Raw genomic sequence first — 19,025 nt, 5'->3', positions numbered from 1 at the left:
CCGTTAACCCGGGCAGGTGCAGGGTCGCTTGTCGCGGCCGCAACCTGTGACCATATAACGGGCTGACTGCTGCCGATTGACCGGCGCACCCAGCCCAAGATGGATTGAACCGAATTGACCATGTTCCAGACCTATCCCCTGCTTCCCCTGCGCGACATCGTGGTGTTCCCGCAGATGATCGTTCCGCTGTTCGTGGGCCGCGACAAGTCCGTCGCCGCACTCGAGCGGGCGATGGAGCAGGACAAGGAAATCTTCCTCGTCGCGCAGCTCGACCCGGCGCGGGACGATCCCGATCGTGACGATCTTTACGACATCGGCGTGATCGCCACCGTGCTCCAGTTGCTCAAGCTTCCCGATGGCACCGTCCGCGTGTTGGTCGAGGGCGGCGAACGTGCGCGTCTCAACCGGCTCGAGGTTACAGGCGACCATGTCCTGGCCGAGGTCGAGGCGTTACCCGCGCGCGCCGTCAGCGGCACCGATGTCAACGCGCTGATGCGTTCGGTGGTCGATCAGTTCGAAAACTATGCCAAGCTCAACAAGAAGATGCCCGCCGAAACCGCGGTGCAGCTGGCGGAGATCGATGATGCGTCCAAGCTCGCCGATGCGGTGGCTGCGAACATCGCGGTCAAGGTTGCCGACAAGCAGAGCCTGCTGACCGAGGATGATCCGATCAAGCGTCTGGAGATGGTGTTCGGCTTCATGGAAGGCGAGCTCGGCGTGCTGCAGGTCGAGAAGAAGATCCGTGGCCGCGTCAAGCGCCAAATGGAAAAGACCCAGCGCGAATATTATCTCAATGAGCAGCTCAAGGCGATCCAGTCCGAGCTGGGCAATGGCGATGGCGACGATGGCAACGGTGTTGCCGAACTCGCCGCCAAGATCGAGAAGCTGAAGCTGTCCCCCGAAGCCAAGGCCAAGGCTACGTCCGAGCTCAAGAAGCTGCGCGGCATGGCGCCGATGTCGGCCGAAGCGACCGTGGTGCGCAACTATCTCGACGTGTTGCTGGGCCTGCCCTGGGGCAAGAAGTCGAAGCTCAAGAAGGACATTACCGAAGCGCAGAAGGTGCTCGACGATGACCATTTCGGGCTGGAGAAGGTCAAGGACCGGATCATCGAATATCTCGCCGTTCAGGCACGAACCAACAAGCTCAAGGGACCGATCCTGTGCCTTGTCGGCCCTCCGGGCGTCGGCAAGACCTCGCTCGGCCGGTCGATCGCGAAGGCAACGGGCCGCGAGTTCGTGCGCCAGTCGCTCGGCGGCGTGCGTGACGAAGCGGAAATCCGCGGCCACCGCCGGACCTATATTGGCTCGCTTCCGGGCAAGATCGTCAACAACCTCAAGAAGGCCGGGACCAGCAATCCGCTGTTCCTGCTCGACGAGATCGACAAGCTTGGCCAGGATTTCCGCGGCGACCCGGCATCGGCGCTGCTCGAGGTCCTCGACCCCGAACAGAACGGCAAGTTCCAGGACCATTATCTGGAGATCGACATCGATCTTTCGGACATCATGTTCGTTACCACCGCGAACAGCCTGAACCTGCCGCAGCCTTTGCTCGACCGCATGGAGATCATCCGGCTCGAGGGCTATACCGAGGACGAGAAGGTCGAGATCGCCAAGCGGCACCTGATCGCCAAGCAGATCGAAGCGCATGGGCTGAAGGCGGGTGAGTTCGAGCTGACCGAAGAGGGCTTGCGCGACCTGATCCGCTATTACACCCGCGAGGCGGGCGTGCGTACGCTCGAGCGCGAAATCGCCCGGCTGGCGCGCAAGTCGCTGCGCCGGATCCTTGAAGGAAAGGACAAGGGTGTCGTCATCACTGGTGAAAACCTGTCCGACTTCGCCGGGGTGCGCAAATATCGCCACGGCATCGGCGAGACCGAGAACGACATCGGTGCGGTGACGGGGCTTGCCTGGACCGAAGTGGGCGGCGAACTGCTGACCATCGAGGCAGTGACCGTGCCTGGCAAGGGCATGATCAAGACCACCGGCAAGCTTGGCGAGGTCATGCAGGAATCGGTGCAGGCGGCGTTCTCGTTCGTCAAGGCGCGGGCTCCTGCTTATGGTATCAAGCCCAGCCTTTTCGCGCGCAAGGATATCCATATCCACCTTCCCGAAGGTGCGGTACCCAAGGATGGTCCGTCTGCGGGTATCGGCATGGTCACCTCGATCATCTCGACGCTCACCGGCAATGCCGTCCGCCGCGAGGTGGCGATGACTGGGGAGGTTACGCTCCGCGGCCGGGTACTGCCGATCGGCGGGCTCAAGGAAAAGCTGCTCGCGGCGCTGCGCGGGGGCATCACGACCGTGCTCATCCCGGCGGAGAACGAGAAGGACCTCGCCGAGATTCCGGAAAACGCCAAGCAGGGGCTGACCATCATCCCCGTGAGCCATGTCGACGAGGTGCTGCGTGTCGCCCTGGTCGATCCGCTGGTTCCGATCGAATGGACCGAGGCCGACGAACTGGCTGCGCAACCGCGAGTCGGCGGTAGCGATATCGCCGGCGGCGCGGTCACACACTGAGCCTTACACCGGAGGCCGGGATGGTGCATTGCAGCATCCCGGCCTCCTGCGCTTCCAGCGGAAACATTACCGTAACATTGCGACAAAGTGCCCGGAAATGCGCGCTTTTCCCTTTGACACTTGGATTTAACTGGTTCTAACTCGGCACCCTCAAAGCCGCGATTCAGCTATATTCAACAATAATCAGGGGGTTCCCACGGCATGAACAAGAATGATCTCATTTCTGCAGTCGCTGATCAGAGCGGCCTCAGCAAGACCGACGCCAGCAAGGCGGTGGAAGCAGTGTTTGATTCGATCAGTGGTGCGCTTGCCAAGGGCAGCGAAGTCCGCCTGGTCGGCTTCGGCACGTTTTCCGTGAGCAAGCGCAAGGCATCGACCGGACGCAACCCGCGCACCGGCGAGAAGATGGAAATCAAGGCATCTACCCAGCCCAAGTTCAAGGCCGGCAAGGGCCTCAAGGATGCAGTCAACTGATCTGACGGGTGCTGGCTGACAGCACCCGCAACGAACGCAGACTTTGAGCGGGCAGGGGTCGCAAAGCCAATTACCCCCCCGTTGAATACCGACAGCTGAAAAGGCGGCGCAACCCTGTGCCGCCTTTTTTGCGTCAGCCATCGGTTGAGGAACGGCTAACGGTGACGCGGGGCGTTGGGCCGATCAGCCCGCCTTGCGGATGGCCGCGGTCACCTCGTTGGCGCGCGCGGTAGCCTCGCGCTCGATCGCCTGCCAGTCGCGGATATAGGCCGCAGCAAAGCCATTGATGCCCTTGCGCTGATACTGTTCGACATGCGCCAGTTCGTGCGCCCAGATCCACACATTCTGCGTCAGCCGCTCGCTGGAGAACACCACCTGGCGGTTGAGCGCGACCGCGCCCTCGTCCATGTACTGCTCGGTCAGGAAGGTGCCCAGATCGACCCGGCCCGTCCCGATTGTCCAGCGGACCGAGCCGATCAGTTTCCGGTCGAAATAGGGTGCCAGGGTTTCCGCCATCGGCGCAGGGATGCTGCGCGCACCCGCGCGCGAGGATTGCGCCTCGGCATGACGGATCGCCTGGGCGAGAACCGGGGCGGTAACGCGCGCTGACCGCTGCACCAAACGACCGGACTCGCGCTGTGCCTGCGCTGCCACCCGCCGGGACGACTGGACGGATTGCTCGCCCAGCACTGCAAGCGCGCGGGCCACCCTGGGAGGCGGCGTCAGCATCTCTTCGCTCGGCCGTTCGATACAGCCACCCAGAGCCATCGCGCCCAGCCATGCCAGCGATCCCGCTGCGATCTTCAATTCATGCATGCGGGGACCGCTAGGCGATCCCTCATTGACCCGCAAGACGGATCAGGGCCTCCGGTCCTTTCTCGAGACGGTTGTTGACATTCCAGGTCAGCACAGTTTTGCCTGCGACCGTGGTCGGGCCTTCTTCGGTGTTGTTGGTGAGCACGCCGCCATCGGCGGTGATGGTGAAGGTACCCTCGGGCTTTGGCTGTGCGGCCTTGGCCGGGCTTGCGGCTGCCCCGGCCATCGCGCCAAGTCCGGCCATGTCGCCTCCGGCCCCGCCACCCGAATAGGCGGGCGCCACCACCTTGACGTTGCCATCCTTGCGCCGGGTGATCGTCACGAACGGCATCACCGCGCCGCCACCATCAATCAGCGGAAAGGCAAAGCCCTGGCCGACGGTCCCGGTAACGGCATATTCGACATCGATGATGCGGTTGCCACGATAGCGAACCGATTTCCAGCCTTCCTGCTTCTTGAGTTGGTCTACCAGTTCGGTGATGCTTTCATCACTGCCGAAATCGCCCATTCCGCCCATCTGGCCCATTCCTTCGCCATCCTTGTTCGCGGCCTGGGCTGCGTCGAAGTCCTTTCGCTGCTGCGATAGCTCGGCCGGCGTGCACTCGCGCTCGTCGGAGGTGGTCTCGTCATAGCACGGGCTGGCGGCAAACTCGGCCGGGGGAGACGACGTGTCGGTCACCACGATCTCGCCTGCATAAGTGAAGGTGAAGCTGCCATCGCGCTGCAGATCGAGCGTCGAGGTGAACTTGCCGGGTGAGAGCAGGCAACCGGCCAGCAGCAGCGGAATGGCCAGGGCCGCGATCAGGCACATCATCTTCATTTCCGTGTCCCCTTCGGTGCGACCCGGTTTGAACATAAGCGTGATTATGCGGTGGCGGTCAGGCCGGGTCCAGCATGATCAGCGCTTCGGGTGCCTTTTTGGTGCGGGTGTTGATGCTCCATTGCAGAGTCTTCATCGCGCCCGATGCGACCGGCCCGTCATCGGTGTTGTTGGTCAGGATCTCGCCATCCGTCCGGATCGTGAAGGTGCCATCGGCCTTGGGCAGACCGGCAAACAGCTTGGCCTCCTCCTTGTTTTCCATCGATCCGATCGCCTGCAGCATCGGGATCAGTCCGCTCATGCCGCCGCCCAGAAAGCCGCCATCGCCCGATCCGGAAAAGCCGGGCGCATCGATCCGGACCGCACCATTGGCGCGCGCCGCGGCTATAACGAAGGGCGGCAGGCCTCTGGTCTTCTCGATCACCGGAAAGACATAATCCTGGTCGATACGGCCCGAGGCGGCATAGTCGACCACGAACAGTCCATCGCCCTTGTGGACGATGTCGCGCCAACCCTTCTGCTTCTTGATGCGCACGATGAACTCGTCGATCGCATCGGGCGAGCCGGGATCGATCCCGCCCATCAGCTCCTTGAACATGTCGATCATGCGCGCGTCTTCTGCCTTCTTGGCCGCGCGCTGATCTTCCCATTCGCTCTTCTGCCGCTCGATCTCCGCTGCGGTGCATTCGCGCTCGATGGCCTCTTCGGTCCAGGCCTCCTCGTCCTGCAGATAGGCAGTCTTGAGCACCGCGCCATCGATCTGCGCCGGGTCACCGTAACAGGGATTGGGGATGAAATCGGTGCCCTTGCTGTCCATCGCAGCGCCCATCGCCACCAGTTGGGCAAGCCCCATAAGATGGATCTCGCCCTGATAGGCAAAGGTGAATCCGCCGCTGCGCATCACCGTCATGTCGGCGGTGAACTTGCCGGGCGACAAAAGGCAGCCGGTCAGCATCAAGGCCGCTGCGGCAGCCACCCATATCCGCGCTGCCATCTGCCCCCCAGGCCGCATCAGACTTCTCCCCGGTCCATCCGAATCGCGTAGAGCGAGATCGCCGCCGCATTGGAGACGTTCAGGCTTTCCATCGCGCTGCTGATCGGCAGCCGGGCGAGCACGTCGCAATGGCCCGCGACATTGTGCCGTAGCCCGTCGCCTTCGGCGCCGAGCACCAGCGCGATCGGGCCGGTGCCCAGCGTCTGCGCCAGAGTATCGCCTGCCTCGCCATCGAGCCCAATGCGCCAATAGCCGGCATCGGCCATTTCCTCGAGCGCGCGCGACAGGTTCACCACGCGCACCCAGGGGACGATCTCGAGCGCGCCCGATGCCGCCTTGGCCACGGTGCCCGATTCGGGCGGAGCGTGCCGGTCCTGTGTCACGATGGCCGCCGCGTCGAATGCCGCGGCGGAGCGGAAGATCGCGCCGACATTGTGCGGATCTGTGACCTGATCGAGCACGACGATCGGGCGAAGCGGATCGCCCGACAGCACATCGGCAAGCACCATGTCGTCGAGCGGTTCGACCTCGATCACCACACCCTGGTGCGGCGCATCTCGCGCGACCAGCCGCGCAAGATCGGCGACGTCGGCGAATTCGACCGGAACACCCTGCGGCAATTCCATGTCGGACAGCGATTCGCGGGTGCCGCGAATCCATCGGATCTGCCGTTCGGGGTTGTTGAAGGCTGCTTCCACCGCATGGGTGCCCCAGAATCGGGGAAACTTGCCACCTTCAAGACCGGCCTTGCGTTGCCGGTTGCGCGCGCCGCGCTTTGCCATAATTTTCGGTCTTTCTTGGGCGATCGGATCGCCGGGGATGATGATGCTAACGCTTTTCGTCCTGTCGGCATTGACAGGCAAGCGCGAATTGTTCAAGGGACCGCCTCTCGGCAAGAACGGCTCCCTCCAAGGGGCCAGCACACAGGGTTTCGACGTGTGGACAGGTGGCCGAGTGGTTAATGGCAGCAGACTGTAAATCTGCCCGCGAGAGCGTACGCTGGTTCGAATCCAGCCCTGTCCACCACCCCTTTTGGCCGGTGCCAATTTCAAGCCGGTCCCGATGCGCCCTTGGCAATCAAGACCGGATTGGGCACAACGCGGCCATGATAGAAATCATCCGCATTCCCGCCCTTTCCGACAATTACATCTGGCTGGCGCACGATCCCGAGAGCGGCGAGACTGTCGTCATCGATCCCGCCGAGGCCGAGCCCGTGCTGGCGGCGGCTGCAGAGCGCGGCTGGGCGATCACCCAGATCTGGAACACGCACTGGCACCCCGATCATGTCGGCGGCAATGCCGCGATCAAGGCGGCGACCGGCTGCACCATTACCGGCCCTGCAGCGGAGAGCGATCGCATCGCGACTCTGGACGTGCTGGTCTCGGGTGGTGACGAGGTTCGCATGGGTAAGGTGCGAGCGGATGTCATCGATGTGCCTGCGCACACCAGCGGGCATATCGCTTATCATCTGCCCGAAGAGCACTGCATCTTCGTCGGCGACACGCTGTTTGCCATGGGTTGCGGGCGATTGTTCGAAGGCACGCCCGAACAGATGTTCGACAACATGACCCGGCTTGCGGCGCTGCCCGGCGATACCATGGTGTACTGCGCGCACGAATACACCCAGTCCAACGGGCGTTATGCGCTGGCGGCAGAGCCCGGCAATGCGGACATCGTCGCACGCATGGCCAAGGTCGATGCGATGCGCTTGCGCGGCGAGGCCACCGTGCCGACCACCATCGCACTGGAGCGCGCCACAAACCCGTTCATGCGCGCGGCCAGTGCTGCCGAACTCGCCGAACGGCGCGCCGCCAAGGACAGTTTCAGGGGCTGATCCGCTCGCCCCTTTCTTTGCAAAAGGTACCGAAATGACCCAAGCGTTCATCTGCGATGCCGTTCGCACCCCCATCGGGCGCTACGGCGGCGGGCTTGCGACCGTGCGGCCCGACGATCTGGCCGCCGTGGTGCTGCGCGCGCTGCTCAGCCGCAATGCCAGGCTCGATCCCGAAGGCATCGACGATGTGCTGATGGGATGCGCCAACCAGGCAGGCGAGGACAATCGCAACGTCGCGAGGATGGCGGCTTTGCTGGCAGGCCTCCCCGACAACGTTGGCGGGGGTACCATCAACCGGCTGTGCGGTTCGGGGCTGGATGCGGTTGGCTCTGCTGCACGCGCGATCCGCGCAGGCGATGCCGACATGATGATCGCAGGCGGCGTCGAAAGCATGACCCGCGCGCCCTTCGTGATGCCCAAGGCTGGCAGCGCCTTTGCGCGCGACAATGCGGTGTATGACACGACCATCGGCTGGAGGTTCGTCAACCCGCTGATGAAGGCGGTGCACGGCGTCGATTCGATGCCCGAGACCGCAGAGAATGTGGCCGACGATTTCGCCATCAACCGCGCCGATCAGGATGCGTTCGCGCTGCGCAGCCAGCAGCGTGCTGCCGCCGCCCAGGCTTCGGGTCGGCTTGCGGCCGAGATCGTTGCGGTGACCATCCCCCAGCGCAAGGGCGATCCGCTGATCATCGACACCGACGAGCATCCGCGCATGACGTCGATCGAGGCGCTGGCGGCCCTGAAGCCGATCGTCCGGTCCGGCGGCACGGTGACTGCGGGCAATGCCAGCGGGGTCAATGATGGCGCTGCGGCGCTGATCGTTGCGTCCGAAGCTGCGGCATCGCGCCATGGCCTTACTCCGCGTGCGCGCATCATCGGCACCGCCGTCGCCGGCGTGCCGCCACGGATCATGGGTATAGGCCCCGCGCCCGCGGTACAGAAGCTGCTCGCGCGCACCGGGGTCAGGCTGGCCGATGTCGATGTGATCGAGCTCAACGAGGCCTTTGCTGCGCAGGGGCTGGCCGTGCTGCGCCAGCTTGGCCTGCCCGACGATGCGGGCCATGTGAATCCCAATGGCGGGGCGATCGCGCTCGGCCATCCGCTGGGCATGTCGGGCGCGCGGCTGGCGCTGACCGCGACCGAAGAGCTCGCCCGCACCGGCGGTCGCTATGCCCTTGCCACCATGTGCATCGGCGTGGGGCAGGGCATCGCGATGCTGATCGAGCGGGTGTAGTCCGGCAATCCGGTCCGTCGCTAGCCGTCTTCGTCACGCCCGCACGCGCAGGCATGACGGGGACAGCCGTCGCGGCGGTATCAGTCCGCCGTAGCGATCTTGGGCACCGGCTGGAAGTTGCGCACGAACGCTTCGAGCAGGCGTACGCCATAGCCGGTCGATCCGGCGGCCTTGACGTCGCTCGCGCCGCCCCAGGCCATGCCCGCGATGTCGATATGCGCCCAGGGGGTTTCGGGTTTGACAAACGCGCCGATGAAATGCGCGCCCGCCCCCGCGCCAGCGCCGCTGGCCCCAGAGTTCTTGATGTCGGCGATGGTCGATTTGGTGTCTTCGGCATAGCTGCCGTGCAGCGGCATCCGCCACAGATCATCGCCGCTCGCCTCGCCCGCCTGCAGCAGCTGCGTCGCCAGCGGATCATGGCGGCTGAACATTCCGGCATAATCATCGCCAAGCGCGGTGACGATCGATCCGGTCAGTGTCGCCATGTCGACGATCGCAGCCGGGTTCAGCTTGGCATCGGCATAGGCCACCGCATCCGCCAGCACGAGCCGTCCCTCGGCATCGGTCGAGATGATCTCTATCGTCTTGCCGTTCATCGCCTGCAGCACATCGGCGGGGCGCACCGCATTGCCATCGGGCATGTTCTCGGACAGCGCGGCGATGGCGACGACATCGACCGGCGCGCGCGATTTCGACAGCGCCAGAACCGCGCCGACCACGCTGGCCGCGCCCGACATATCGAACTTCATGTCGCCCATGCCGCCGCTGTTCTTGATCGAGATGCCGCCGCTGTCGAAGGTGATGCCCTTGCCGGCGAGCACCACTGGCCCGGCAGATGACGCGCCGCGTCCGGTGTAGCGCACGATCAGCATGCGCGGCGGCCGCGCCGAACCCCGGCCCGAGCCGAGGATCGAGCCCATCCCCAGCCGCTCCATCGCGGGCACATCGAGCGCCTCGATGCTGACGCCCGGCACTCCGGCAAAGGCCGCGCGGGTGCGTTCGACGAAGCTTTCGGGATAGATGACGTTGGCAGGCTCGTTGGAGAGGTCGCGGGCAAAGGCCATGGCCTCCACCAGCGCCTTGCCGCGGGCCTCATACAGCGCACGCGCCGCGCCCGCCGTGTCGCCCACGACGACGGTACCCGCCATCGCTGCGGCATCGCGTGCCTTGGCCTGATACAGGTCGGAGCGGTACTCGCCGATGCCCATGCCGGTGGCGAGCTCGGCCACGGCCTCGGCAGGCAGTCCACCTGCCATCACGGTGAGCGGCCCCTTGTCCTTCATCAGCGCGCGTCCGGCCATCACGCCGAGCTTCTGGATCGCCGCAGGGCTCATGTCGGTTCCGGTGCTGACGACATGGATCCGGTCCCATCCGCCGATCCCGCGCAGCGACAGCGAGCCCTGGCCCTTGTAGTCGAACTCGGCGGCCTTGAGCGCGCGGGCGATTGCATCGCGTTCGGCATCGCTCAGCGCGCTGGCACGCGTGGCCAGATCGGCCTCGCCGGTCAGCGGCAGAACCAGCGTTCCTGCCATCTGCGCAGGCGCGGCGGCAAAGGTCACCGCGCGGTGCTGGGACTTGGCCGCCTTGAGCGTAAGAGATGGCGCGACCGCGTCGCTGCGGCCCTGCGCCAGGGCAGGAGAGGCGAACGCGGTTCCCGCGAGCGCAAACGACAGGGACGCGGCGATGGCTTTGCGAAAAGTGGACATGTCAGGGGCACCCTTTGATTTTGGTCTGCTATGCCTGCCATTTCAGCAGCTTGGCTGCGGGGCGGCAAGCCTTTATCCGGGCCGGAGCGACATCGGCCATTGCGCATGGAGGGTTCCGACCCCATTGTCGAAGCATGTTCAGCCCCATCGTCATCGCCGCCATCGCCTGGGCCGTCATTCTGGGCGGAGCGGGCGGCCTGCTGACCGAGATCGGTAGCTGGTACAAGAACCTGAAAAAGCCGAGCTGGCAGCCACCCGACTGGTTGTTCGGCCCGGCCTGGACGATCATCCTGGGGCTCGCCGCCTGGGCGCTGGTGCTGGCATGGAACGGCGCTGCGACCGACGCGGATCGCGGCATCATCATCGCGCTGTATGCTGCCAATTTCGTGTTCCACTTCCTCTGGTCGCCGCTGTTCTTCAAGCTGCACAGGCCAGACTGGGCGCAGATCGAGGTGGTGTTCCTCTGGTCGTCGGTGTTTGCGATGTGCATCTGGCTGCGGCCCTATTCGGTTCTCGCAAGCTGGCTGATTGTTCCGTACCTTGTCTGGGTCAGCTTCGCTTCGGTCCTCAACGCGAAGATCGTCCAGTTGAACCGGCCGTTCGGGACAGCCAGCACGTCCTGATTTGCAGCGGAGCGCCCAAAGCACTTTGCCTTTGGGCTAAATGTGTTAACTCTGCTTGACACTTTTCAAGGGGGTAACGTGACCGATCAGAAGACGCAGATCGTGGTTGTCGGCGGCGGGGCAGGCGGGCTTGAGCTGGTGCGCAGGCTGGGCAGCAAGTACGGACGCGACAGGCACGACATCATTCTGGTCGACCGCAATCAGACCCATATCTGGAAGCCGCTGCTGCACGAAGTCGCCGCCGGCTCGCTCGATGCCAATCTCGACGAAGTCGGCTATGGTGGGCACGCCGTACGCTGGGGCTATCGGTTCTTCAACGGCACGCTGGAGAGCATCGATCGCGACACCAAGCACATCACCACCGCGCCGCTGATCGACGATCAGGGCCGCGAGGTGATCGGCCGCCACAAGATCCGCTACGATTACCTGGTGCTGGCCTTTGGCGGTGTCTCCAATGATTTCGGTACGCCGGGCGTGCGCGAACACGCGCAGTTCCTCGAGCATCGCGCGCAGGCTGACAGCTTCCGTCAGCGGCTGCTCAATGCGTGTCTGCGCGCCAACCACGAACACAACACCGGCAATGCCGACGCGCGCGTGCGTATCTGCATTATCGGCGGCGGAGCGACCGGGGTGGAGCTTTCCGCCGAGCTCTATAACGCGGCCAAGGCGCTCAGGAATTACGGGCTCGAGGTGTTCGACGAGAGCAAGCTCGAGGTGACACTGGTCGAGGCGGGGCCGCGCATCCTGCCGCAGATCGATGCCGAGCTGGCCGGGGTGGCCAAGCACGAACTCGAGCAGTTGGGCGTCAGCGTCCGCGAGAACACGCAGGTCGTCAGCGTTGCCGAGCATTCGGTGGAGACCAAGCAGGGCGAGGTCATCCCCGCCGATCTGATCGTCTGGGCCGCCGGGGTGAAGGGCGCCGATGGCGTCGACGAGATGAGCGATCTCGAGCTCAACCGCCTTGGCCAGTTCGTGGTCAAGCCGACGCTGCAGACGACGTTGGACGACCATATCTTCGCACTGGGCGACTGCGCCTCGTGCACATTGCCGGGCGAGGAACGCCCCATCCCGCCGCGCGCGCAATCCGCGCACCAGATGGCGAGCCACATCTTCGACAATCTCTGCCGGGTGCAGACGGGCAAGCCACTTAAGGACTTTGTCTACAAGGACCATGGCTCGCTGGTCTCGCTCAGCCGCTTCTCGACCGTGGGCAGCCTGATGGGCAACCTTGTCGGCGGACGCATGGCGGTAGAGGGCCGGCTGGCGCGCTGGGCCTACCAATCGCTCTACCGCATGCACCTGATCGCGATCCATGGCTGGTGGCGCGGCGTATCGCTGATCGTCATCGGCCATGTGAACCAGATCGTCCGGCCGAAGCTGAAGCTGCATTGAAGATCGGGCTGGGGCGGACATGGCTGCCCGTTCCGGCTCGGCTTAAGCCGAGCGGCGCTCGAAATTGGTATAAGTCAGCTGCAAAGCCCTCCTTTCGGCACACGCTTAGGTACCGTTCCTTGCGCCAACCTTCATGTCACACATAAGGATCCGGAGCACCAAGGAGAGCACGAGCCGCATCGTGGAAGTGCTCTATGGACGGCTCCTTTAACTGGAAGCTGTGCAACGGTTCCTCGCCCTCGATTGGCACGAGTTCGAAATTTCCGCTCTCCAGAAGTCCTGCGATCCATTCGAGGAACTGCCCGAGCGATTGCGCGAGCACGACCTTCACCTCTTCATCACGCCCGAAGATGATGACCTGGCCAACCCTGCCTGCCGGCCAGGGATCAAAATCGAGGCCTATGCTGTTACCTCCGCCGTCGCCGGTCAACGGCAGCCACCGAAGATTGATATAGGCCGGGTCCACCGCGCCTTCGGGCCAGGATCCGCCGGGAATAGCGTAAGCGTCGCCGTCGATTCCCTCGAGCGCATCCTGCCACGACTGGTGCTCTGCCATGACCTGGTGCAGCGGCAATAAGGGGAGGCCGTAGATGTGGCCCGAAATTCCGTCATTTTCCCCGTCGTGCCAGCGGTAGAGATCGCGGTACGACTGGGGCAGCTTCAGACCCATCAATTGCTCGATCTCGTCGATCTGAGCTTCGGTCGCTGGTGGATTGAACCCATGTTGGGGCAGCGGCAGGTTGGCCGCGAACCAGGCATCAAGCCGCGCAAGCACCGGCGCGATGTCCTCTTCAAGCATCGGCTTCGGGTTGCCAGCGGGGCGTTCGGGAATATCAGTCATTTCCGTCATGATCCTTCTGTTGTGCCGACGCGTGCCGAAGGCTTCACGCAGCAGCCCGCCAAGCGCGAGCATACCAACAGCCAGGCCGCCGATCAGCAGGTTGCGTCTTGTTCGATCCATGTCCTTTCACGCTGCTCAAATGCAGGCAATTGGCCCCGTTAAAACAACTCCCCCTGCATCCCGTCGGCAGGCGCGCGGAACCCCCCGACCGACAGCTTCCATGCATGACGGTTCAGTCCCGCGCGCTTGAGCGCGATGCGAAAGCGGGTGCGGATCAGCTCGGCCCACGGGCCTTGCCCGCGCATCCGTGTCCCGAAATCGGGGTCATTGTCGCGCCCGCCGCGCATGTCCTGGATGATGCTCATCACCTTGCTCGCGCGGTCGGGGAAATGGGCGTCGAGCCAGGCGCGAAAGAGAGGCGCGACCTCGTGCGGCAGGCGGACCGGGATGAACGAGGCCGACAGCGCGCCCGCCCCGGCCCCGGCAGCGACCACCGCCTCTATCTCGTGGTCGGTGATGGCGGGGATCACCGGCGAGACGTTCATGTGCACCGGGATGTCGCGATCTGCCAGCGCGCGGATCGCCGCCAGCCGTTTGCGCGGGCTTGCGGCGCGCGGCTCCAGCGTGCGCGCAATTGCCCCGTCGAGCGTCGTCACCGACAGCGCGATCGCCACCAGATCGTGCCGCGCCATCTCTGCCAGCAGATCGATGTCGGCCAGCACCCGGTCCGACTTTGTGGTGATCGCCACCGGATTGCGCGCCTCGAGGCACACTTCGAGGATCGAGCGGGTGATGCGGTACTCGGCCTCGATCGGCTGATAGGGATCGGTGTTGGTGCCCAGCGCGATGACCTTGGGGACATAGCCCGGCTTGCGCAGCGTCGCGCGCAGCAGCTTTGCCGCATCGGGCTTGGCGAACAGGCGGCTTTCGAAATCGAGCCCCGGCGACAGGTCGAGCCAGGCGTGCGTGGGCCGCGCATAGCAATAGATGCAGCCATGCTCGCAGCCGCGATAGGCATTCACCGACTGGTCGAACGGCAGATCGGGCGAGGTGTTGCGTGACAGGATCGAGCGCGGATGCTCGATGGTGACCGTGGTCCGCAGCGGGGGAGGGGTGTCGTCGACCGATACTAGCGCATCGAGCCAGTCGCCGTCGACCTGCCGCTCAGGCAATCGGAAGCGCCTGGATTCCAGATTGAGCGGGGCACCGCGGCCTTTGGGTGACGGTAGGTTCGCCATGGTCCCATCATGAAACAAAGCGGGAACAATTGCAATCTCCAACGATCGGGCAACTGTTCATCGCGTCTGAAGGCAGTCGCCGGGGCCTTTGCCTTGCCATAGCCCGGTGGGGATGCTCTGAAGGCTCGATGTTGACTGTTCCCCTCCCCATCGCGCTGCTGGTCATCGGCACTCTGTTGCTGACCACGGTGATGGCGGGCACGCTGACCAGCCGCTTCGGTCTTCCCGCCTTGATCGGATTTCTGGGGCTCGGGATGCTCGCCGGGGTCGACGGACCCGGTGGCATCGCGTTCAACGATTATGTGCTGACGCAAGGGGTTGGCGTGGCCTGCCTCATCTTCATTCTCTTTTCGGGAGGAATGGACACCAGCTGGCAGGCGGTAAAGCGGATGGTGCGGCCTGCATTGGTGCTGGCGACCTTCGGTGTGCTGATCAGCGCGCTGATCACTGCAAGCGCTGCGGTGCTGCTGCTCAAGTTCACCTGGTTCCAGGGGTTCCTGCTGGGGTCTGTGGTCGCATCGACCGATGCCGCGGCAGTGTTCGCCATTCTGCGCTCGACCGGGCTCGATCTGGAAGGCGATGTGCCTGCGTTGATCGAGCTCGAATCGGGAACCAACGATCCGATGGCGATCTTCATGGTCGGCGCTGCCTTGCTGTTCATCGCCCAGCCGGGCGCGTCGCCGCTGGGGCTGCTGCCCGATTTTGCCGGGCAGATGGCGATGGGCGTGGTGATCGGGCTTGGCATCGGCTGGCTGCTGCCTGAGCTTTTGAAGCGCAAGCATTATCGCAGCAGCGGCTTGGCGTTCGTGATCTCGATCGCCGCTGCGCTGATCGCCTATGGGCTGGCCGAAGTGATCGGAGGCAACGGGTTCCTTGCGGCCTATATCGCCGGGCTGGTCGCGGGCAACCGTAGCTATGCCGCGCGGCGGATCATCTCGACCTTCCAGGATGGCCTCGCGTGGCTGGGGCAGGTGGTGATGTTCCTGACGCTGGGGCTGCTGGTGGCGCCCACCAATCTGGTCGATGTGATCGTGCCCGGGCTTGGCATCACCTTCGTATTGATGCTGGTCGCGCGTCCGGTCAGCGTGTTCATCTGCCTTGCCCCGTTCCGTTCGCTCGACTGGCGCGCCAAGCTCTTCGTGTCCTGGGCGGGGCTGCGCGGCGCGGTGCCGATCGTGCTCGCGACCTTCCCGATGGTGGCGGGCGTGCCGGGCGCGTTCACGATCTTCAACATCGTGTTCTTCGTGGTGCTGTTGTCGAGCGTGATCCAGGGGCCGAGCATGAAATGGGTGGCCAAGCGCCTGGGGATCGGCGCGAATGACAAGCCGCGATCGGCGCTGCTTGCCATCAAGGCGCCCTGAGCTGCGCCTATTTCTCGCGTAACCTCGGCATCAGTTCGATGAAATTGCAGGGGCGGTTGCGGCTGTCGAGCTGCTCGTCGAGAATACCGTTCCAGCCATCCTTCACCGCCCCGTTCGATCCGGGCAGCGCGAAGATATAGGTGCCGCGCGAGAGCACCGCGCACGCCCTTGATTGCACCGTGCTGGTGCCGATGGTCTTGTAGCTCAGCCAGCGGAACAGCTCGCCAAAGCCCGGAATGTCCTTTTCCTTCACCCGGTCGAGCGCCTCTGGGGTGATGTCGCGCCCGGTCAGGCCCGTCCCGCCGGTGGAGATGATCGCGTCGATCTCCGGATCGTCAATCCAGTTGTTGAGCCGGCTGACCAGTGCGCCGACATCGTCGCGCTCGATCGCGCGGGTGATCAGTCGATGGCCCTTGGCCTTGATCAGACCGGCAAGGATATCCCCCGACGTGTCGTCGGCAGCGGTGCGCGTGTCCGATATCGTCAGCAGCGCGATGTTGATGGGCTTGAAGACCCGGGATTCGTCGATGGCCATCGCTTAGTTATTGTAGGTCGTGCCGACGCGCACAAGCTCCATTCCGCCTGCGTGCGGGAAACGCGGCCACATGCCCTGCGCGAGCCCCTGTGCGCTTTTCGAGGTCACCCCTGCCTGCTTCTCGTACATCCAGTAGTTGCGCAGGATGATGCCGACATAGGCGCGGGTTTCCCAATAGGGGATCGATTCGATGAACAGCAGCGGATCGCCATTGTCCTTGACCTCGGTGTTCCAGCGGCTGACCGGTAATGGCCCCGCGTTGTATGCCGCGATGATCTTGGGCAGCAGCCCCTGGGTTTCGGGGCGGTCGCGCAGGAATTCCAGATAGCGCTGGCCATATTCCAGGTTGATCGTCGGCTGGTAGAGCGCGCTGGCATCGAGCGACTGGCCGCGAGCGCGCGCCATGTCCTGCGCAGTGCCGGGGCGGACCTGCATCAGCCCGCGTGCATCTGCAGGGCTGCGCGCATCGCTGCGGAAGTTCGATTCCTGCAAGGTGTGCGCATAGACCAAAGCAGGGTCGACCCGCCAGCCATCCAGCGGCACCCAGCGCGGCGAGGGGAAACGGGCAAAGCTGTCGGGGCGGCTGCCCTGCGGCCCGTTGTGCGCCAGCCACATCTGGGTCTGCGGCATCGAAAGGTCACGTGCCAGCCGCAGCAGCGCATCGTGCGTGCTGTCCCCTGCGATCTGCGCTTCGTGGCGCAGCACCTGATCGGCCAGCGTCGATTCGCCGATCTGGCCCAGCGCGATGGCGCGCCGCACATTGGCGCGGTCCTTCAGCTGCTTCCAGTCGCTGTCGTTGAAATCGGGTGCACGCACGGTGGTGCCCGCCATGCCCAGCTGTTCGGTTGCCAGCACGCCATAAAGCGTTTCGCCATACTGGCTCGCTGCGCGCAGATTGGCCTGGACCAGATCGGGGCGACGGCAGCGCGTCGCGGCGCGCGAGGCCCAGTAATAGCCCGCAGCGCGGAGCTCCTCGTTCCAGGCATTGGCAGCGGCGCCTTCGAAGCCCTGCAGCGCGGCGGTGCAGTTGCCCAGTCGCCATCCGGCAAGGCCGGCCGTCCAGTGCGCTTCACCCACCCAGTCGCCAGCGCCATTGGCGGCAGCCCGGGCCAGGTCGAGCGCTTCGTCGTCGCGGTTCTCGATGTAATAGGACCACGCCACCCGCTGCTGCAGCTCGGTGCGCGCATGCGGGCTGAGCGGATCGGGGTATTCCGAAAGCGCGGCGGCGGCGCCGGCGGGGTCGTCTGCAACGATCCGCTCCTGGATGAGGGCGGAAAGCGCGGATGGCACCGTGCCATCGGAGACGCTGCGCGGCTTGCCGCGACGGGTCACGCCGGCAAAGCTGGCCATCTTCACCGTCATCGGTCGGTCGGGCAGGATCGTGGCGCCGCGCTTGGTGGCAAGGCCGGCCAGACGTTCGGCGTGCGGGAGTTCAGGCGCTGCGTTGAGCAGGCTCAGCAGCGGACCCATCTCTACCCGGGGGGAGTTGGCCGCCAGAAACAGTTCGGCGCGCGCGATGTCGTGCAGCAGCCCCTTGTCGCGGCTGTCGAGTAGCTCGGCTGCTCTCGACCAGTTCTGGCCGCGGATCGCGCCGAAGACCTCGGCATAGAACTGGCGGTCCGAAGACGACAGCTGGTCGGGCACCTGCGTCTTGGCCACGCGATCGGAAAAATAGCTGTAGGACGAGGTTTCGGCCCACACAGGCTGGTTGGCCATCACAAGCGCGCCCGCGGCGATCATCCATGCTTTCTTGCGCAAAATTCTACTCCACAAGCAGCAATTGCCAGCTTTGCCACGCCATGGCCTTCTCCTGCGCGATGCGATGAAACATCAGGCTGGGCTTGCGCATGACAACCGTTTTGACAGTTCCGCCACCATGGTTAAGAAAATGTAAAACTGGTGGCTTTTGCGATGGATCGTGTCCCAGCAGCGCTCTGGCGGTGTCTCCGCCTGCAACCACCAGCAATTCGGGCTGCACAAGCGCGATATGATGCATGGCGATCCGGCGCCAAGCATCGACATGCTCGGCCGCTGCCCTGCCGTCGAGCACGACCCGCGGAAAATAGGATGCACGGTACAGGGTCTCGGGCGCAAAGCCCGCCGCCGCGGCGATATTGACGATCAGCTTGCCCGCTTTGCCCGAAAGGACCGTGGTTTCGTCGTCACGCTCTGGCGCCGCGGTGATCACCATGACCTTGGCGCCCACCGCCCCATGCGGCGCAAGACAGCCTCCATCGCCTCCATCGGGACCAAGCGCTCCCTCGCTCCATGCCTGCTGGAACGCTGCGAGATCATCGGGCAGCGCAACCGTGATCGCTGGCGTGGGCTTGGGCTGCGCTGCGACCGCTGCCGGGCGGGGAGGGGACGACACCGGAGATTGGGATATCAGCGGCGCGACGGTGCGCGTCTGTGGTGCCGGATCGTCCGCCAACCAGTCGTTGGGGCTCTCGGCATAGTCCCATTCGACCCCGGCCAGCTGCCACCAATCGACCAGGCTTTGGGCCAGCTTCAGCTCATCGCTCATCGCACAAAGCACGATCGCCCGACGCCAAAGCGGGTTGACTTGCGCCACGCGGCACTATTGGAGAGGAACGGAAGGTCCATTGCATTTGTCCTTATGGCATAGGGCCGGTCCTG

Annotated in this window: 17 protein-coding genes and 1 tRNA gene; 8 read left to right on the top strand and 10 right to left on the bottom strand. The window is 64.4% G+C overall.

Annotated features, from left to right (window positions below; translation table 11 throughout):
• Positions 1-120 precede the first annotated feature (120 nt).
• Both lon and IP68_RS00165 read left to right on the top strand, forming a co-directional pair.
• Positions 121-2,517, top strand: coding sequence for an endopeptidase La (lon, locus tag IP68_RS00170; RefSeq protein ID WP_054132946.1), 2,397 nt, complete (start codon positions 121-123; stop codon positions 2,515-2,517).
• 201 nt (positions 2,518-2,718) lie between these two features.
• A complete protein-coding gene (locus IP68_RS00165; protein WP_054132945.1) occupies positions 2,719-2,991 on the top strand; it encodes an HU family DNA-binding protein in 273 nt (90 codons plus the stop codon).
• 183 nt (positions 2,992-3,174) lie between these two features.
• Here the strand turns inward: IP68_RS00165 and IP68_RS00160 are convergent, their stop codons facing one another.
• Genes IP68_RS00160 through rlmB form a run of 4 tightly spaced genes read right to left on the bottom strand, consistent with a single transcriptional unit; the run spans position 3,175 to position 6,403 of the window.
• A complete protein-coding gene (locus IP68_RS00160) occupies positions 3,175-3,807 on the bottom strand; it encodes a DUF4157 domain-containing protein (protein ID WP_054132944.1) in 633 nt (210 codons plus the stop codon).
• A gap of 22 nt (positions 3,808-3,829) precedes the next feature.
• Positions 3,830-4,627, bottom strand: coding sequence for a hypothetical protein (locus IP68_RS00155; protein ID WP_156317875.1), 798 nt, complete (start codon positions 4,625-4,627; stop codon positions 3,830-3,832).
• A gap of 58 nt (positions 4,628-4,685) precedes the next feature.
• A complete protein-coding gene (locus IP68_RS00150) occupies positions 4,686-5,621 on the bottom strand; it encodes a hypothetical protein (RefSeq protein WP_054132942.1) in 936 nt (311 codons plus the stop codon).
• A gap of 17 nt (positions 5,622-5,638) precedes the next feature.
• Positions 5,639-6,403 (bottom strand): 23S rRNA (guanosine(2251)-2'-O)-methyltransferase RlmB, encoded by a 765-nt coding sequence (gene rlmB, locus IP68_RS00145; RefSeq protein WP_054133220.1) that lies wholly within the window; start codon positions 6,401-6,403, stop codon positions 5,639-5,641.
• A gap of 158 nt (positions 6,404-6,561) precedes the next feature.
• Here rlmB and IP68_RS00140 point away from each other — a divergent pair.
• From IP68_RS00140 to pcaF, 3 genes are all read left to right on the top strand, one after another.
• Positions 6,562-6,647: transfer RNA gene (locus IP68_RS00140), tRNA-Tyr, on the top strand.
• Between the two features lie 79 nt (positions 6,648-6,726).
• Complete coding sequence (gene gloB, locus IP68_RS00135; protein WP_054132941.1) at positions 6,727-7,455, top strand: hydroxyacylglutathione hydrolase; 729 nt, start codon at positions 6,727-6,729, stop codon at positions 7,453-7,455.
• A gap of 34 nt (positions 7,456-7,489) precedes the next feature.
• Positions 7,490-8,692 (top strand): 3-oxoadipyl-CoA thiolase, encoded by a 1,203-nt coding sequence (pcaF, locus tag IP68_RS00130; RefSeq protein ID WP_054132940.1) that lies wholly within the window; start codon positions 7,490-7,492, stop codon positions 8,690-8,692.
• Between the two features lie 80 nt (positions 8,693-8,772).
• Here the strand turns inward: pcaF and IP68_RS00125 are convergent, their stop codons facing one another.
• A complete protein-coding gene (locus tag IP68_RS00125; protein WP_054132939.1) occupies positions 8,773-10,398 on the bottom strand; it encodes a M17 family metallopeptidase in 1,626 nt (541 codons plus the stop codon).
• 134 nt (positions 10,399-10,532) lie between these two features.
• Here IP68_RS00125 and IP68_RS00120 point away from each other — a divergent pair, with 134 nt between their 5' ends.
• Together IP68_RS00120 and IP68_RS00115 are read left to right on the top strand one after the other, a co-directional pair.
• Entirely contained in the window at positions 10,533-11,021 is a 489-nt protein-coding gene (locus tag IP68_RS00120; protein ID WP_054132938.1) for a TspO/MBR family protein, read from the top strand.
• A gap of 78 nt (positions 11,022-11,099) precedes the next feature.
• On the top strand, positions 11,100-12,413 hold the full coding sequence (locus IP68_RS00115; protein ID WP_054132937.1) for an NAD(P)/FAD-dependent oxidoreductase: 1,314 nt from the start codon (positions 11,100-11,102) through the stop codon (positions 12,411-12,413).
• A 136-nt stretch (positions 12,414-12,549) separates the two neighbouring features.
• On the opposite strand, the gene IP68_RS00110 is transcribed toward IP68_RS00115, so the two are convergent.
• Both IP68_RS00110 and IP68_RS00105 read right to left on the bottom strand, forming a co-directional pair.
• Positions 12,550-13,374, bottom strand: coding sequence for an SMI1/KNR4 family protein (locus tag IP68_RS00110; protein ID WP_054132936.1), 825 nt, complete (start codon positions 13,372-13,374; stop codon positions 12,550-12,552).
• Between the two features lie 38 nt (positions 13,375-13,412).
• The gene (locus IP68_RS00105; RefSeq protein ID WP_054132935.1) at positions 13,413-14,492 is read right to left on the bottom strand and encodes a PA0069 family radical SAM protein; all 1,080 of its coding nucleotides are present in this window, start codon (positions 14,490-14,492) and stop codon (positions 13,413-13,415) included.
• 128 nt (positions 14,493-14,620) lie between these two features.
• Between IP68_RS00105 and IP68_RS00100 the strand changes: the two genes are divergently transcribed.
• Positions 14,621-15,853, top strand: a complete 1,233-nt coding sequence (locus IP68_RS00100) for a potassium/proton antiporter (RefSeq protein WP_054132934.1) — start codon at positions 14,621-14,623, stop codon at positions 15,851-15,853.
• A gap of 7 nt (positions 15,854-15,860) precedes the next feature.
• On the opposite strand, the gene moaB is transcribed toward IP68_RS00100, so the two are convergent.
• The 3 genes from moaB to IP68_RS00085 are packed head-to-tail and all read right to left on the bottom strand — an operon-like array spanning position 15,861 to position 18,912.
• Positions 15,861-16,388, bottom strand: coding sequence for a molybdenum cofactor biosynthesis protein B (gene moaB / locus IP68_RS00095; RefSeq protein ID WP_054132933.1), 528 nt, complete (start codon positions 16,386-16,388; stop codon positions 15,861-15,863).
• Between the two features lie 3 nt (positions 16,389-16,391).
• Positions 16,392-18,146, bottom strand: coding sequence for a lytic transglycosylase domain-containing protein (locus IP68_RS00090; protein ID WP_197275678.1), 1,755 nt, complete (start codon positions 18,144-18,146; stop codon positions 16,392-16,394).
• 4 nt (positions 18,147-18,150) lie between these two features.
• A complete protein-coding gene (locus IP68_RS00085; RefSeq protein ID WP_054132931.1) occupies positions 18,151-18,912 on the bottom strand; it encodes a uracil-DNA glycosylase family protein in 762 nt (253 codons plus the stop codon).
• Positions 18,913-19,025 lie beyond the last annotated feature (113 nt).

The sequence above is a fragment of the Blastomonas sp. AAP25 genome (assembly GCF_001295965.1).
GTDB lineage: Bacteria > Pseudomonadota > Alphaproteobacteria > Sphingomonadales > Sphingomonadaceae > Blastomonas > Blastomonas fulva.
The sequence above is the reverse complement of the archived record's forward strand: the minus strand, read 5'-3'. Positions and strand labels throughout refer to the sequence as shown.